This window comes from Thalassobaculum sp. (assembly GCF_040219615.1).
GTDB lineage: Bacteria > Pseudomonadota > Alphaproteobacteria > Thalassobaculales > Thalassobaculaceae > Thalassobaculum_A.
The window spans coordinates 118,110-130,303 of the sequence record NZ_JAVJSE010000026.1; the positions used below are offsets into that span (position 1 = coordinate 118,110).

Sequence of the window (12,194 nt, forward strand, 5' to 3'; positions counted from 1 at the left end):
TCATGCCGGCATCGTCATGCCCGCCAGACCACCGGGAACAGCTGGCAGTCCATGATGTCGCCGTCGGCGAGGCCGGGGTCGGAGGTCGGGATCGCCACCTCGCCCGGCCGCACGCAGTAGCGCGCGTCGTCGCCGGTCCAGCGCGTCGCCAGCGCCCGGCGGCGATGGGCAGAGCGGTTGCCGGGGGCGCCGTGCACGATCATCGCCTGGAACACCAGGCAGTCGCCCGGTTCGAGGGCGAACCGCAGGATGCGGTGGCGCTCGCGCTCCGCCTCGATGTCCGGCAGTGCCGGCAGGCCGGTCCCGGCATAGGGCGTGCCGTCGGCGAAGTGGTAGGGACTGAACGCCGGCCAGGCGTGCGAGCCCGCGACGTACTCGACGCAGGTCTCCTCGGCGACCGGGTCGAACGGGACCCACAGCGAGCACACCTGCCGGCCGGCGACCGCCCAGTAGGGCTGGTCCTGGTGCCAGGGCGTGCGTTCGGTCGTACCGGGTTCCTTCACCAGAAGCTGGTCGTAGAAGAAGTTGACCTTGGACGAGCGCATGACGGTGCCGGCGATCTCGGCCGCCGGGGACTCGAACACGAAGCGGTGGAACGGCTCGTGCCGCTGCCACAGGTCGAGATCCCCGAAGAACCGCCCGCCCGACCGCGCATACTCCTCGCCACGGGCGCCGGGGGCGGCCATCGCCCGGTCCACCGCCTCGCCCATGAACTCGATCCACCCGGCGTCGAACATGCCGCGCAGGCAGACGATCCCGTCGCGCGCATAAACGGCGGCGACCTCTTCCGGAACGGGCGTCAGCGGGCGGCGGTTCATGCCCCCGTTTCTAGCAGAGGGAGCGGCGGCGACGAAGCGGCTGGGCGCGCGTCACCCGGGCCTGGAGGCTCGCCCCGAGGCGCGCCCCAGCGGCGCGCCCACGCGCCAGAGGTTTCCAGGATCTCCGTGGGCGCCAGCATCGGCCCTACCCGCGAGCGTCCTTCAACGACTTCTTACGGAACGGGAACAATCCGGCGGTCGAGCATACCGACGGCTTTACCAGACCATGCGACGGCAATCCTGCCGGTCAGGCGCCCAGGTCCATCACGGTGCCGCGGCTGGCGAGTTCGAACGCGCTCATCGGATCGCGGCGTCCGGCCGGGGACCGGGCTGCGAACAGGTCCGGCCCGTCGACCACCGGGGACAGGGTCCTGCGCCGCGGACCGGAGAAATTCACCGCCAGTTCCTGGCCGTTGGTCGCTGCGCCTTCGAACATTCCCGATCTCCGCTTTCTGCTGGATCCGTATTCAGGATGTCAGGCCGGGGTGAACGAACCGTTCCCGAACAAGGTTAACGAGACGTTAGCCACAGGGTCGGGCCGGGCACCGCGCTCGACAACTGACGGTTCCGTCAGTCCCCGCCCCGGACCGTCCGGTCAGGCAGCCATGTCGATGATGGTTCCACGGGCGACCGACGAGGCCGCCACGCTCTGCAGGTCGCCGACACCGCTCCCGGCCTGGCCCGGCAGATTGCCGGTGGCCCCGACCGGCTTGGCGGCCGGCGGCGGCGTCTGCACGCTGGCCTTGGCCGAGAAGGTCGGCTGGATCTGGCTGATCCCGCCCGTCGCACCGTCGATCATGTCGGATCTCCCCATCCGTCGTTGTCGACGCAGAATGCCGGAGCGGGATGAACGAACCCTTGGCGAACAGGGTGAAGAGCGGTTTACCATTCGCGTTCCCGCCGCCCTGCCGCCCGGAACCCAGCCATGACCCGAAACCTGCCGCCGATCGACGGCGACCGCTTCTGGAGCACGATCGCGGCCTCGGCCGAAATCGGCACCGGCCCGCGCGGCGGTCTCGCCCGTCTGACCCTGTCCAAGGACGACGGCCGGATGCGCGACCTGTTCCGGTCCTGGGCCGAGGAGGCCGGCTACGGCGTCACGGTCGACCGGCTCGGCAACACCTTCGTGCGGCGCGGCGGCCGCGACGACAGCCTGCCGCCGGTGCTGGTCGGCAGCCACCTCGACACCCAGGCCGCCGGCGGCCGCTTCGACGGCATCCTGGGCGTGATGGCCGGGCTGGAGATCCTGCGCGCCCTGGACGATGCCGGCATTGCCACCCGCCGGGCGATCGAGGTGGTGAACTGGACCAACGAGGAAGGCGGGCGGTTCCCGCCGCCGATGCTGTGCTCGGGCGTATTCGCCGGCATCCACGACCTGGACTGGGCGCTGTCGCGCACCGACCAGGCCGGCACGACGGTCGCCGAGGCGCTGGACGCCATCGGCTGGGCCGGCGACGCGCCGGTCGGCGGCCGGCAGATCGACAGCTATTTCGAGATCCACATCGAGCAGGGCCCGCAGCTCTGGGAGGCCGGCCTCCCGCTCGGCATCGTCACCGCTCCCTATCTGGCGCGCGGCCTGCGCATCGAGGTGACCGGCGAGAACGCCCACAGCGGTCCGACCCCGATGGCGCGGCGCCGGAACGCACTGGTCGGAGCCGCCGCCGTGGCGCTGGCGGTCGACCGGGTCGGCCACGACTATGCCGGCCGCGACGGCAAGTCGACGGTGGCGCGGCTGGAGGCGTCGCCGAACATCCCGGGCATCATCTCGGACCGGGCGACCCTGTTCGTCGACTTCCGCAGCCCGGACCCGCGGCTGACCGCCGAGATGGAGGAGCGGATCAGGGCGTCCCTGCCCGGCTGCGCCGCCGACACCAACACCGAGGTCGCGGTCGCCGACGCCTGGACCTTCGGCGAGACCTCTTTCGATCCCGGGCTGATCGAGCTGGTACGTCGGACCGCCGACGACCTCGGGGTGCCGTACCGCGAGATGATGAGCCAGGCCGGCCACGACGCCTACCACATCGCCCGAGTCGCGCCGGCGGTGCTGCTGTTCACGCCCTGCGACGAGGGCATCAGCCACAACGAGGCGGAGAACACCCGTCTCGAGGACCAGCTTCCGGGCCTGCAGGTGCTGTTCGGCGCCGTGCTCGCCCGGGCCGACAGATAGGGGACGACGATGGCAGGCGATCCGCGGTTTCAACCGGTCGACGCGGCGGTGGTGCCGCGCTTCGCCGACGTCGCCACCTTCATGCGCACCCGCCGTCACGACCTCTCGCCCGACGTCGACATCGCGCTGGTCGGCGTACCGTTCGACCTCGGCGTCAACTACCGCACCGGGGCCCGGCAGGGCCCGGCAGGGGTGCGCGAGGCGTCGCGGCTGATCCGCCGGGTGCACCCGACCACCGGAGTATCGCCGTTCGAGCTCTGCAACGTCGCCGACCTCGGCGACGCGCCGGTCAACCCGCTCGACAAGGACAAGTCGATCGCCCAGATCCAGGCGTTCTATGAAACCCTCCGCGAGCACCGGATCGTGCCGATCTCGGTCGGCGGCGACCACACCATCCCGACCCCGATCCTGCGCGGCCTGGTCAAGGACGAGCCGGTCGGCGTGCTGCAGTTCGACGCCCATCCCGATACCCTCGAGGAGTTGTGCGGCGACAAGGTCAACCACGCGACCTTCATGCGGCTCGGCCACAAGGAGGGCTGGATCGACCCGGCGCGGACCCTCCAGATCGGCCTTCGCGGCAGCCGGTTCTCCGAGGCCGACATCCAGTACGGCGTCGACGCCGGTTTCACGGTGATCACCATCGACGACTACGAGGCGATGGGCCGGGCGGCGGTGATCGCGAAGATCCACGAGGTCCTGGGCGACCGGCCGTTCTACATCACCCTCGATATCGACGGCATCGACCCGGCCTTCTGCCCGGGCACCGCGGTGCCGGAGATCGGCGGGCTGATCCCGCGCGACCTGCAGGTGATCCTGCGCTCGCTGACCGGCAAGCCGATCGTCGGCGCCGACATCAGCGAGGTCGCCCCCTGCTTCGACCCGACCGGCATCACCTGCGTGACGGCCGCCAACATGATGTTCGAGATGCTGTGTGCGATCGCCCCGTCGGTGGCGGCCGGCGGCCGCTGAGGAAGGGCGCCACCCCTCCCGATTGATTGATGGCTTGTAATCCCAGGCTCAAATCTCTACCCGGAACTTCGGGGACCAGTATCGGTTACCCCGTATGAACTCGGCAGTGAGGAGACCCGATACACAAAGCGGGGGGATTGCCATGGACTATTCCGGCCTGACGGAAATGCTCGACCGGGAGAGCCCGCATCTGGGCGGCAATATCAGGGAGGGTAACCCGTATACTTATGCCCCGTCGGCCTGGGACTACGTCGTCAAGCGCTTCGCCGTGCGGTCGGTCCTGGACCTCGGGTCAGGACTCGGGCATGCCAGCCACTACTTCTACCGGCTCGGCCTCCAGGTGATCGCGGTCGACGGTCTGCAGGCGAACGTCCGCCGGTCGATCTATCCCTCGGTCATGATCGATCTCAGCCGGACCAGCGTGTTCTGCTCGGTCGACCTCGTGCACTGCCAGGAGGTGGTCGAGCATGTCGACGAACGGCATCTCGACAATGTCCTGGGCTCGCTCGCCTGCGGCAGGATCATCCTGATGACCAACGCGGTTCCGGGCCAGGGCGGACGCCACCACGTGAACGAGCAGCCGGTCGAGTACTGGGTCGAACACCTGAAGCGGTACGACTGCGCAGTACTGCCCGAGGACACCCGTCGGGTGCGCACCCTGGCGCAGGCCGACGGCGCGCCATATCTCGCCCAGACCGGACTGGTGCTGGCCAACAGATCCCGCTGACGCCGATCCCGCGCGCATGCTATGGATTGGGCCTCGTCGCGGCTGCGTGGAGGTTCGGACAAACCGGTCGATCGTAGAGGGCCGTCCCGCCATCGGCGGGGCATCGCGCCCGGACCGGATTCCGTTCGTTCGCTCCATGACATCCGGGATACTGCGAGCCGACCGCCGCGTCGACACTGCGCGGGCGCTGTCCGGCGACGGCGACCACGAAGGTGCCCTGTCGGTTCTCGAGCAGACGCTCGACCTGGCGCCGGACTGGCCCGACCTGCATTTCTTGATCGGCGAGACCGCCACGGCCGGCGGCCGGCGCGACCGGGCGGTGGCGGCGTTCACGCGCTACCTCGCGCTCAGCCCCGAAGACCGGCTCGGCGCGCTGCCGCTGCTCGCCCTGCTCGGCGCGACCCCGTCGCCCGACGCCCTGCCCGTGGCCTATGTCGCCGCGCTGTTCGACGAGTACGCCCCGCGCTTCGAGCGCTCGCTCCTAGTCGGCCTCGGATACCAGGGTCCCGAGCAGATGCAGGCCGCGCTGGGGCGGGTGCGCGACCCGGCGGCGGGGTTCGGCGCCGTACTCGACCTCGGCTGCGGCACCGGCCTGATCGGCGAGCGGCTGCGGGCCCGGTCGAACTGGATCGAGGGTGTCGACCTGTCGCCGGCGATGGTCGCGCAGGCCGCGCGCAAGGGCGTCTACGACGCGCTGCACGTGGCCGAGGCGACCGTGCACCTGGCCGGCGAGCCCCGCCGGTTCGACCTGATCACCGCCGCCGACGTGCTGATCTACCTCGGCGACCTCGCGCCGCTGTTGACGGCCGCAGCCGCCTGCCTGGCCGACCGCGGCCTTCTGGCCCTGACCGTGGAGGCGGCCGAAGCCGACGGACCGGGTATCGAGCGCCGGCTGCGGCCGTCGCGCCGGTTCGCCCACTCGGCCGGCTATGTCGCCCGCGTCGCGGCCGGTGCCGGCCTCGCCCTGCGCGACCACGAGAGCGTCGCCCTGCGCCGCGACGGGGCCGAGATCGTGGAGGGCCACATCATGGTGTTCGAGCGCCCGGCGCCGGCGCTGCCCGCCACAATCGACGCAACGTCGGTCACCATGCCGCGTCGGCGGCGCATGCCCGGCCGATGACCGTCGCCGGTCAGCCTCGGAACGTCCAGAATTTGTTCAGGGCGAAATGCCAGACCGTCAGCCCGACGGTCACCGTGACCTGCGCTGCCAGGTAGTAGATCTCCAGCCAGTCGACCAGCACGGTCATGAGCGCCCCGTTGATGACGAGGCCGCTGGCCGCCACCGCCAGGAACCGCGGCCCGGCGGCGCTGTGCGCACGGTCGGAGCGGAACACCAGGCGGCGGTTGAGGGCGTAGTTGATCAGCCCGCCGACCACGAAGCCGGCCACCGACGCCGCCACCGGATCGACCGACTGCAGTTCGACCAGCCCGGTCAGCACCAGGTAGTGCCCGGCCAGGCCGATCGAGCCGACCGCCGCGAAGCCGACGAACTGCCGCAGCAGAGATGCCCCGATCCGCATCAGCGATGATCGCCGGCGATCACCGACCAGAGGTGGCGCGGTGCCAGCGGCTCGTAGGCGAAGGTGACGGCGTGACGGCCGGCCGGCACGGCTGCGGCCATGAACAGCACATTGGCGCGAAACGGCTCCTGCGGCATGCCGTCGACATACACCACCCATCCGGGGTAGGCCATGTCGTGCAGCACCGCGAAGCCGTCGCGGGCGGCGCTGACGTCGAGGTCGATGCGGTCGCTGCGGCGGTCCAGGATCCGCACGCTGCCGGGCTGCGAGCGGTCCGGCGGCATGGCGACGTGCAGCGGCAGCGGATCGATCAGCGCCTCGCGGCGCCAGTCCAGGGCCGGCAGGCCGCCGGACGCCACCAGCGCCTCCGGATCGTACGGGCGCGCGGACTCGCGGCCGATGAACAGCACGCGCGGCACGGCACGCGGGTTGTCGTAGATCCAGGCGGGGCCGATCCGGCGCGGCGGGCCGAATGCCGGTGCGCTGGCCGGATCGACCTGCTCGATCGGTGCGCCGAGGACGATCAGCCGCACACCGAGCAGGTCGGCGAAGTCGGACCGGTATCCGGTCATGAGTGTGCCGAACTGCCTGGCCGCCAGATGCGAGTTCTGACGCGCGCCGACTGCGACGTCGTAGTCCTCCAGCCGCAGCGGATTGTAGCCGAGGGTGCTCTCCAGTCCGAGCACCAGGGCGGCGTTCTGCCAGGCACCGCCGAGCCCGAGGACTTCCAAGCGGACCGGTCCCTCGCGGGCTTCGATCGCCGTCACCTCGCGCTCCAGCCAGGCGGCCAGCGGCACCTCCTCGGGCTCATCCAGCACTGCGAACGGCGCCACCGGGCGGGCGTTCAACAGCGTACCCGTGGCGAAGGTCCGCAGGTCGACCATCGACAACCCGATCAGGACGACGAGGACTAGCGGACGGTGACGGCCGGCCCCGCACAGCGCGACCGCCGCCACCGCCAGGCCGGCCAGGACCAGCGCCGTCGCCAACGCCGGCAGGGCCTCGTTCAGCCGCCCGTTCGCCTCTGCCACCCAGGCGGCGGCCGCCAGCAGCGCCACACCGCCCGCAACCTCTGCAACGCCTCGCCAAGCCGGCACCGGTGGCAATCCGTCCCGCAGCACGCGATCCAGCAGCCAGCCGGCCGCCAGTGCCGTCATCGCCGCGAACGCGAAGGTCGCATCCGCCGGCCGCCGGAACTTGTCGACGCCCGGCAGGGTGTCGAACAGCAGTTCGAAGACCGGCGTGTAGCGGCCGAGCGCATAGATCGCAAAGAACAGCAGCAGGATCCCGATCAACCGTCCGGGGCCTGTCAGCAGCCTGCCGCGCAGCACCCCGATCCACAGCACCAGGACCACCGGCACGGCGCCGGCGTAGAGTTGGACGACCGTACGGTCGACCGGGACGTGCGGGGTCCAGGCCATGCTGCCCGGCCCCCAGTAGCCAAGGTCCGAGGCCAGGCCCCCAAACAGATCCGGCACCAGCGCGGTCAGGAACGCCACCGGCGGCAGCGACTGCTTGGCGCCGAACGCGAACTCGAAGGCCGGGCGGTTGCTGATCTGGGCGAACTCCAGGGTCGCCAGCACCGGGATCGCCGCGACCGCCGCCGCCACCGTGGCCGCCACCGCGGCCGGCACCATGCGCTCGCGCAGGAACGCCCGCCGGTCGTCGGCTGCCAGCGCGCGGGCGACAACGAACACGCCGAGGCCGATCAGACCGAGATAGGCGACCTGGTCGCGGCCGACCACGAGCCATCCCACGGCGGCGCCGGCGCAGACGGACCGCAGCAGGGTCGGCCGGTCCAGCGCTATGTCGAGTGCCAGCAGGACGACCGGAATGAAGGCATGGCTCTGAACCAGCAGGGTGTGCTGGAGCCGGGCCGACGCCGAACCGCCGACCATCATGACCAGGCCGGCCAGCACCGCCGCCGCCGGATGCCAGCCGCGCCGCAGCCCGAACAGCACGGTCGCCAGTCCGCCGATCAGCACTTCGACCAGCACCACCGCGTCACCGGCGCGCGCCGAGGGCTCGGAGTCGAAGGCCGCCAGCGCCAGGAAGCCGGGCGACAGCAGCAGCGACTGCGGATCGCCGAGCGCCGGCCGGCCACCGAAGGTCTCCGGCATCCACAACGGCCAGTCGCCCTCGGCGAGGTGCCCGGACAGCCAGCGCAACATCGCCTGGAAGTGGATCTTGGCGTCCCAGGGAATGGTCAGGCCGTCGACCAGCCACGGCCACATCAGGACGACCCACGCAGCGACGACCGTGGCCAGCGCGAGCGCCGCATCCCGACCGCTCGACCGAACGGAGAGGTTCATCGGCGTCCCGGATCCAGCGCGGTCCCGATTTCGACAACCTCGTCGAGGCCGACGGATCGGTCGACGATGTAGAGCGGGCGACGCTTCACCTCGGTGAACACCCGGCCGAGATACTCGCCGAGCACACCGAGGGTGATCAGCTGCACACCCCCGAAGAACGCCACCGCCACCATCAGCGAGGCGTAGCCCGGGACATCGACACCCTCGACCATGGTACGGACGGCGATATAGGCGCCATAGGCCAGGGACAGCAGCGAGACCAGCACCCCCACATAGGACCAGATCCGGAGCGGCAGCACGCTGAACGCGGTCACCGCGTCGAGCGCCAGCATCCACAGGCGCCAGAACGACCACCGGGAATGCCCGGCATGCCGGGCGTCCGGCGTGAACGGCACCGCCTTGCGGCGGAACCCGACCCAGGCGTAGAGGCCCTTGCCGAAGCGGCCGCGCTCGGGCAGCGCGTTCAGGGCGTCCACGACCCGCCGGTCGAACAGCGCGAAGTCGCCGCCATCGCGCATGAGCTTGACCTCACCGACCGCCTCGAACAGTCGGTAGAAGCGCCGTGTCAGCCAGCGCCGCAGGCCGGGCAGCTCGCCGGACCGGTCGCGCTGGCCGTAGACGATCTGCGCGCCGAGGCGCCATTCCGCCACGAAGGTCTCGATCAGTTCGGGCGGGTGCTGCAGGTCGGCGTCCATCAGCACGACTGCCGCTCCCCGTGCGTGCCGCAACCCGGCCGCCAGGGCGACCTCCTTGCCGAAGTTGCGGCTGAACCGGAGTCCCCTGATCCGCGGGTCGCCGGCGTTCAGCTCGCACAGCCTCTCATAGGTCGCGTCGGTGCTGCAGTCGTCGATCACGACGATCTCGCAGGTCGGGCCGATGCGTGCGAGGACCGGGATCAGCCGGGCTATGAGCGGAACCAGGTTGTCCGCCTCGTTGAAAGCCGGAACCACGACGGAGAGGCCCGGCCTTTCGGGGCCGGGCGCCGTCGCGCTCATGCTGGTGCTGTCCGATTGCGTATCCATCCGGTCCGCGAGCCTTTTCGCCCGCGACATCCTCTCTGCCGCTTCCTATCCTCCTTCGCGAGGTAACGCGCAAGTCACATGAATTTTAACCATCCGACCGCCAAGCCCGTGGTCCTTTGTGCCGACGACTACGGGATCGCGCCCGGCGTCGGCTGCGGCATTCGTGCGCTGGCGATGGCCGGAAGGCTGTCTGCGACCAGCTGCATGACGGTGTTCGCGGAGTGGTGCGACGAGGCGTCGCGCCTCGCCGATGCGACCGACCGGATCGACGTCGGCCTGCACCTGACGCTCACCGACCATGCGCCGCTCGGCGCCATGCCACGGCTGGCGCCCGACGGCCGGCTGCCGGCGCTCGGCCGGCTGATCCGGTTGGCCCATCTGCGACAGCTCGACCGGGACGAGGTGGCCGGCGAAATCGCCCGCCAGCTCGACGCCTTCGAAACCGCGGTGGGACGGCCACCGGCCTTCGTCGACGGCCACCAGCACGTCCACGTGCTGCCGGTCGTGCGCGAGGCCGTGCTGGCACTGTTCGCGGATCGGCTCGACCGACGCCGCACCTGGCTGCGGTCCTGCGCCGAACCGCCTGCCCGGATCCTGCGGCGGAGGGTCGACGCGGCCCGGGCGCTGGCGGTCTCGACCCTGGCCGGCCCGTTGCACCGCGATGCGGTCCGCACCGGCATCGCCGGCAATCGGGGCTTCGCCGGCGTCACCTCGTTCCGGCCCGGTCGCTCGGTGGCCGCCGACTTCGCGGCCTATCTCGATCACACCGGGCCGCGCCCGCTGGTGATGTGCCACCCGGGCGAGCCCGACGATCTGCTGACCGCCCGCGATCCGGTAGTGGGCCAGCGGGCGACCGAACTGGCCTACCTCGGCAGCGACGGTTTCGCGGAACTACTGGAGGACCGGCGGCTGGTCCTGGCGCGCGGCCCGGCCTGGGGCGTCTGACCACCCGACGACTCATCTGGATCGCGCCGGGACGCGGCACCGGCCCCGTGCCGGACGGCATCGCTTTTTCCGACGACCGGACCGACACTGGGACATCGAGGCCGAAGGCGAGGGGCGACGCGACCGCATGGCCGATATCCTGTTCCAGCACGAACCGCTGATCCGCCTCGGCGCCTTCGCCGGGGCGTTCGCCGCGATGGCGCTGTGGGAGCTGGCCTCGCCGCGCCGCCGCCAGGCGATCGGCCGATCCGTGCGCTGGCCCGGGAATCTCGGTGTGGTTGTGCTCGACAGCCTGCTGGTCCGGCTGCTGTTCCCGACCGCCGCCGTCGGGGTCGCCCTGCTGGCCGAGCGGCATGACTGGGGGCTGTTCGCCGCGCTCTCGGCACCGACCTGGCTGGCGGTCGTCGCCTCGGTGATCCTGCTCGACCTGGCGATCTACCTGCAGCACGTCATGTTCCACGCGGTGCCGGCGCTGTGGCGACTGCATCGCATGCACCATGCCGACCTGGAATTCGACACCACCACCGGCGTGCGCTTCCATCCGGTGGAGATCCTGCTGTCGATGCTGCTGAAGCTGGCCGCGGTCGCGGCCCTCGGCGCGCCACCGGTCGCGGTGCTGGTTTTCGAGGTGGTGCTCAACGCCAGCTCGCTGTTCAACCATGGCAACGTGCGGATTCCGGCCGGCTTGGACCGGGCGCTGCGCTGGCTGGTGGTGACGCCGGACATGCACCGGGTCCACCATTCGGTGGTCCCGCGCGAGACCAACAGCAACTTCGGCTTCAACCTGCCCTGGTGGGACCGGCTGTTCGGCACCTACCGGGCCCAGCCGGAGGCCGGCCACGACGCCATGACCATCGGTATCGAGCAGTTCCGCGATCCGCGCGAGCTGCGCCTGGACCGCATGCTGCTGCAGCCGTGGCGCAGTGACGCAGGCCGCTACCCGATAGGCCGGCGCGAGCCCGGCGGCTGACCGGCGTCCCCATATGCGAGGCAGCGATACGTTCCGGCGAGGGACCGAGCCATGACCGAGACCATCACCATCCCCTGTCCCCATTGCGACGCCCTGAACCGGATGCCGGCGGCGCGGCGCGAGCACGGCGGAACCTGCGGACGCTGCGGCAAGCCGCTGTTCACGGGGCGACCGATCACGCTCGACGCCGGGCGGTTCGCGCGCCACGCCGGTGCTGCCGACCTCCCGGTCCTGGTCGACTTCTGGGCGCCCTGGTGCGGTCCGTGCCGGGCGATGGCGCCGGCGTTCGAGGCAGCCGCCGCCGGGCTTGAGCCGCGGGTCCGGCTGGCCAAGGTCGACACCGAGGCCGAGCCGGCGCTGGCGACCCGGTTCGGCATCCGGGCGATTCCGACCCTGGCGCTGTTCCGGGGCGGCCGTGAACTGGCACGTCACAGCGGCGCGATGAGCGAGCCGATGATCCACGGCTGGGTGGCGGCCAATCTTGCCGGCTAGGTCGTGGACTCATATTGCCTGATCCAGAGTCTGGCGGATGCGAGTGCGATGGCGGCGAGGAAGTTTCTGGCGAGCTTGTGATATCGGGTTGCGATGGCCCGGAAGTGTTTGATACCGGCGAGTCTATGAAGCGACCCTCATGATCCAGGGATAGGCGCATAGGGACTGCAGTCGTCCTGGTTCGTCGGCGAGGGCGTTCCAGGCGTCGCAGCAAGCGTCGACGACGGCCTCGGTGTCATCGAGCACGCGGAG

Annotated in this window: 13 protein-coding genes; 7 read left to right on the forward strand and 6 right to left on the reverse strand. The window is 70.8% G+C overall.

Annotated elements, in window-relative coordinates; genetic code table 11:
- Positions 1–14: 14 nt before the first annotated feature.
- The 3 genes from RIC31_RS14730 to RIC31_RS14740 form a co-directional block, all read right to left on the reverse strand.
- Positions 15–818 (reverse strand): phytanoyl-CoA dioxygenase family protein, encoded by an 804-nt coding sequence (locus tag RIC31_RS14730; RefSeq protein ID WP_350108932.1) that lies wholly within the window; start codon positions 816–818, stop codon positions 15–17.
- Positions 819–1,065: 247 nt separating this feature from the next.
- On the reverse strand, positions 1,066–1,254 hold the full coding sequence (locus RIC31_RS14735) for a hypothetical protein (RefSeq protein WP_350108935.1): 189 nt from the start codon (positions 1,252–1,254) through the stop codon (positions 1,066–1,068).
- Between the two features lie 159 nt (positions 1,255–1,413).
- Positions 1,414–1,617, reverse strand: coding sequence for a hypothetical protein (locus RIC31_RS14740; RefSeq protein ID WP_350108938.1), 204 nt, complete (start codon positions 1,615–1,617; stop codon positions 1,414–1,416).
- 126 nt (positions 1,618–1,743) lie between these two features.
- Here RIC31_RS14740 and RIC31_RS14745 point away from each other — a divergent pair, with 126 nt between their 5' ends.
- From RIC31_RS14745 to RIC31_RS14760, 4 genes are all read left to right on the forward strand, one after another.
- Entirely contained in the window at positions 1,744–2,985 is a 1,242-nt protein-coding gene (locus RIC31_RS14745; RefSeq protein WP_350108941.1) for a Zn-dependent hydrolase, read from the forward strand.
- 9 nt (positions 2,986–2,994) lie between these two features.
- Positions 2,995–3,954, forward strand: a complete 960-nt coding sequence (locus tag RIC31_RS14750; RefSeq protein WP_350108943.1) for an agmatinase — start codon at positions 2,995–2,997, stop codon at positions 3,952–3,954.
- A 142-nt stretch (positions 3,955–4,096) separates the two neighbouring features.
- Positions 4,097–4,681 (forward strand): class I SAM-dependent methyltransferase, encoded by a 585-nt coding sequence (locus tag RIC31_RS14755; protein ID WP_350108946.1) that lies wholly within the window; start codon positions 4,097–4,099, stop codon positions 4,679–4,681.
- A gap of 136 nt (positions 4,682–4,817) precedes the next feature.
- Positions 4,818–5,801, forward strand: a complete 984-nt coding sequence (locus tag RIC31_RS14760; protein ID WP_350108950.1) for a class I SAM-dependent methyltransferase — start codon at positions 4,818–4,820, stop codon at positions 5,799–5,801.
- A gap of 10 nt (positions 5,802–5,811) precedes the next feature.
- Here the strand turns inward: RIC31_RS14760 and RIC31_RS14765 are convergent, their stop codons facing one another.
- Genes RIC31_RS14765 through RIC31_RS14775 form a run of 3 tightly spaced genes read right to left on the reverse strand, consistent with a single transcriptional unit; the run spans position 5,812 to position 9,508 of the window.
- The gene (locus tag RIC31_RS14765; protein WP_350108953.1) at positions 5,812–6,201 is read right to left on the reverse strand and encodes a GtrA family protein; all 390 of its coding nucleotides are present in this window, start codon (positions 6,199–6,201) and stop codon (positions 5,812–5,814) included.
- Positions 6,201–8,513 carry a hypothetical protein gene (locus tag RIC31_RS14770; RefSeq protein ID WP_350108956.1) on the reverse strand — a complete coding sequence of 771 codons (2,313 nt, stop codon included), beginning with the start codon at positions 8,511–8,513 and terminating at the stop codon, positions 6,201–6,203. The genes RIC31_RS14765 and RIC31_RS14770 overlap by 1 nt, the downstream gene beginning before the upstream one ends.
- The gene (locus RIC31_RS14775) at positions 8,510–9,508 is read right to left on the reverse strand and encodes a glycosyltransferase family 2 protein (RefSeq protein WP_350108958.1); all 999 of its coding nucleotides are present in this window, start codon (positions 9,506–9,508) and stop codon (positions 8,510–8,512) included. Before RIC31_RS14775 ends, RIC31_RS14770 begins: the two co-directional genes overlap by 4 nt.
- Positions 9,509–9,613: 105 nt before the next feature.
- On the opposite strand from RIC31_RS14775, the gene RIC31_RS14780 reads away from it, so the two are divergent.
- The 3 genes from RIC31_RS14780 to trxC all read left to right on the forward strand — a co-directional run bounded on the left by RIC31_RS14780 (position 9,614) and on the right by trxC (position 11,942).
- Entirely contained in the window at positions 9,614–10,480 is an 867-nt protein-coding gene (locus RIC31_RS14780) for a ChbG/HpnK family deacetylase (RefSeq protein WP_350108961.1), read from the forward strand.
- A 127-nt stretch (positions 10,481–10,607) separates the two neighbouring features.
- The gene (locus tag RIC31_RS14785; protein ID WP_350108964.1) at positions 10,608–11,450 is read left to right on the forward strand and encodes a sterol desaturase family protein; all 843 of its coding nucleotides are present in this window, start codon (positions 10,608–10,610) and stop codon (positions 11,448–11,450) included.
- Between the two features lie 51 nt (positions 11,451–11,501).
- Positions 11,502–11,942 carry a thioredoxin TrxC gene (gene trxC, locus RIC31_RS14790; protein ID WP_350108967.1) on the forward strand — a complete coding sequence of 147 codons (441 nt, stop codon included), beginning with the start codon at positions 11,502–11,504 and terminating at the stop codon, positions 11,940–11,942.
- Positions 11,943–12,194: the final 252 nt, after the last annotated feature.

Excerpts from the sequence above, each read along its gene's own strand:
- RIC31_RS14730 (WP_350108932.1), bottom strand. The coding sequence starts at position 818 with ATGAACCGCCGCCCGCTGACGCCCGTTCCGGAAGAGGTCGCCGCCGTT.
- RIC31_RS14735 (WP_350108935.1), bottom strand. The coding sequence starts at position 1,254 with ATGTTCGAAGGCGCAGCGACCAACGGCCAGGAACTGGCGGTGAATTTC.
- RIC31_RS14740 (WP_350108938.1), bottom strand. The coding sequence starts at position 1,617 with ATGATCGACGGTGCGACGGGCGGGATCAGCCAGATCCAGCCGACCTTC.
- RIC31_RS14745 (WP_350108941.1), top strand. The coding sequence starts at position 1,744 with ATGACCCGAAACCTGCCGCCGATCGACGGCGACCGCTTCTGGAGCACG.
- RIC31_RS14750 (WP_350108943.1), top strand. The coding sequence starts at position 2,995 with ATGGCAGGCGATCCGCGGTTTCAACCGGTCGACGCGGCGGTGGTGCCG.
- RIC31_RS14755 (WP_350108946.1), top strand. The coding sequence starts at position 4,097 with ATGGACTATTCCGGCCTGACGGAAATGCTCGACCGGGAGAGCCCGCAT.
- RIC31_RS14760 (WP_350108950.1), top strand. The coding sequence starts at position 4,818 with ATGACATCCGGGATACTGCGAGCCGACCGCCGCGTCGACACTGCGCGG.
- RIC31_RS14765 (WP_350108953.1), bottom strand. The coding sequence starts at position 6,201 with ATGCGGATCGGGGCATCTCTGCTGCGGCAGTTCGTCGGCTTCGCGGCG.
- RIC31_RS14770 (WP_350108956.1), bottom strand. The coding sequence starts at position 8,513 with ATGAACCTCTCCGTTCGGTCGAGCGGTCGGGATGCGGCGCTCGCGCTG.
- RIC31_RS14775 (WP_350108958.1), bottom strand. The coding sequence starts at position 9,508 with ATGAGCGCGACGGCGCCCGGCCCCGAAAGGCCGGGCCTCTCCGTCGTG.
- RIC31_RS14780 (WP_350108961.1), top strand. The coding sequence starts at position 9,614 with ATGAATTTTAACCATCCGACCGCCAAGCCCGTGGTCCTTTGTGCCGAC.
- RIC31_RS14785 (WP_350108964.1), top strand. The coding sequence starts at position 10,608 with ATGGCCGATATCCTGTTCCAGCACGAACCGCTGATCCGCCTCGGCGCC.
- trxC (WP_350108967.1), top strand. The coding sequence starts at position 11,502 with ATGACCGAGACCATCACCATCCCCTGTCCCCATTGCGACGCCCTGAAC.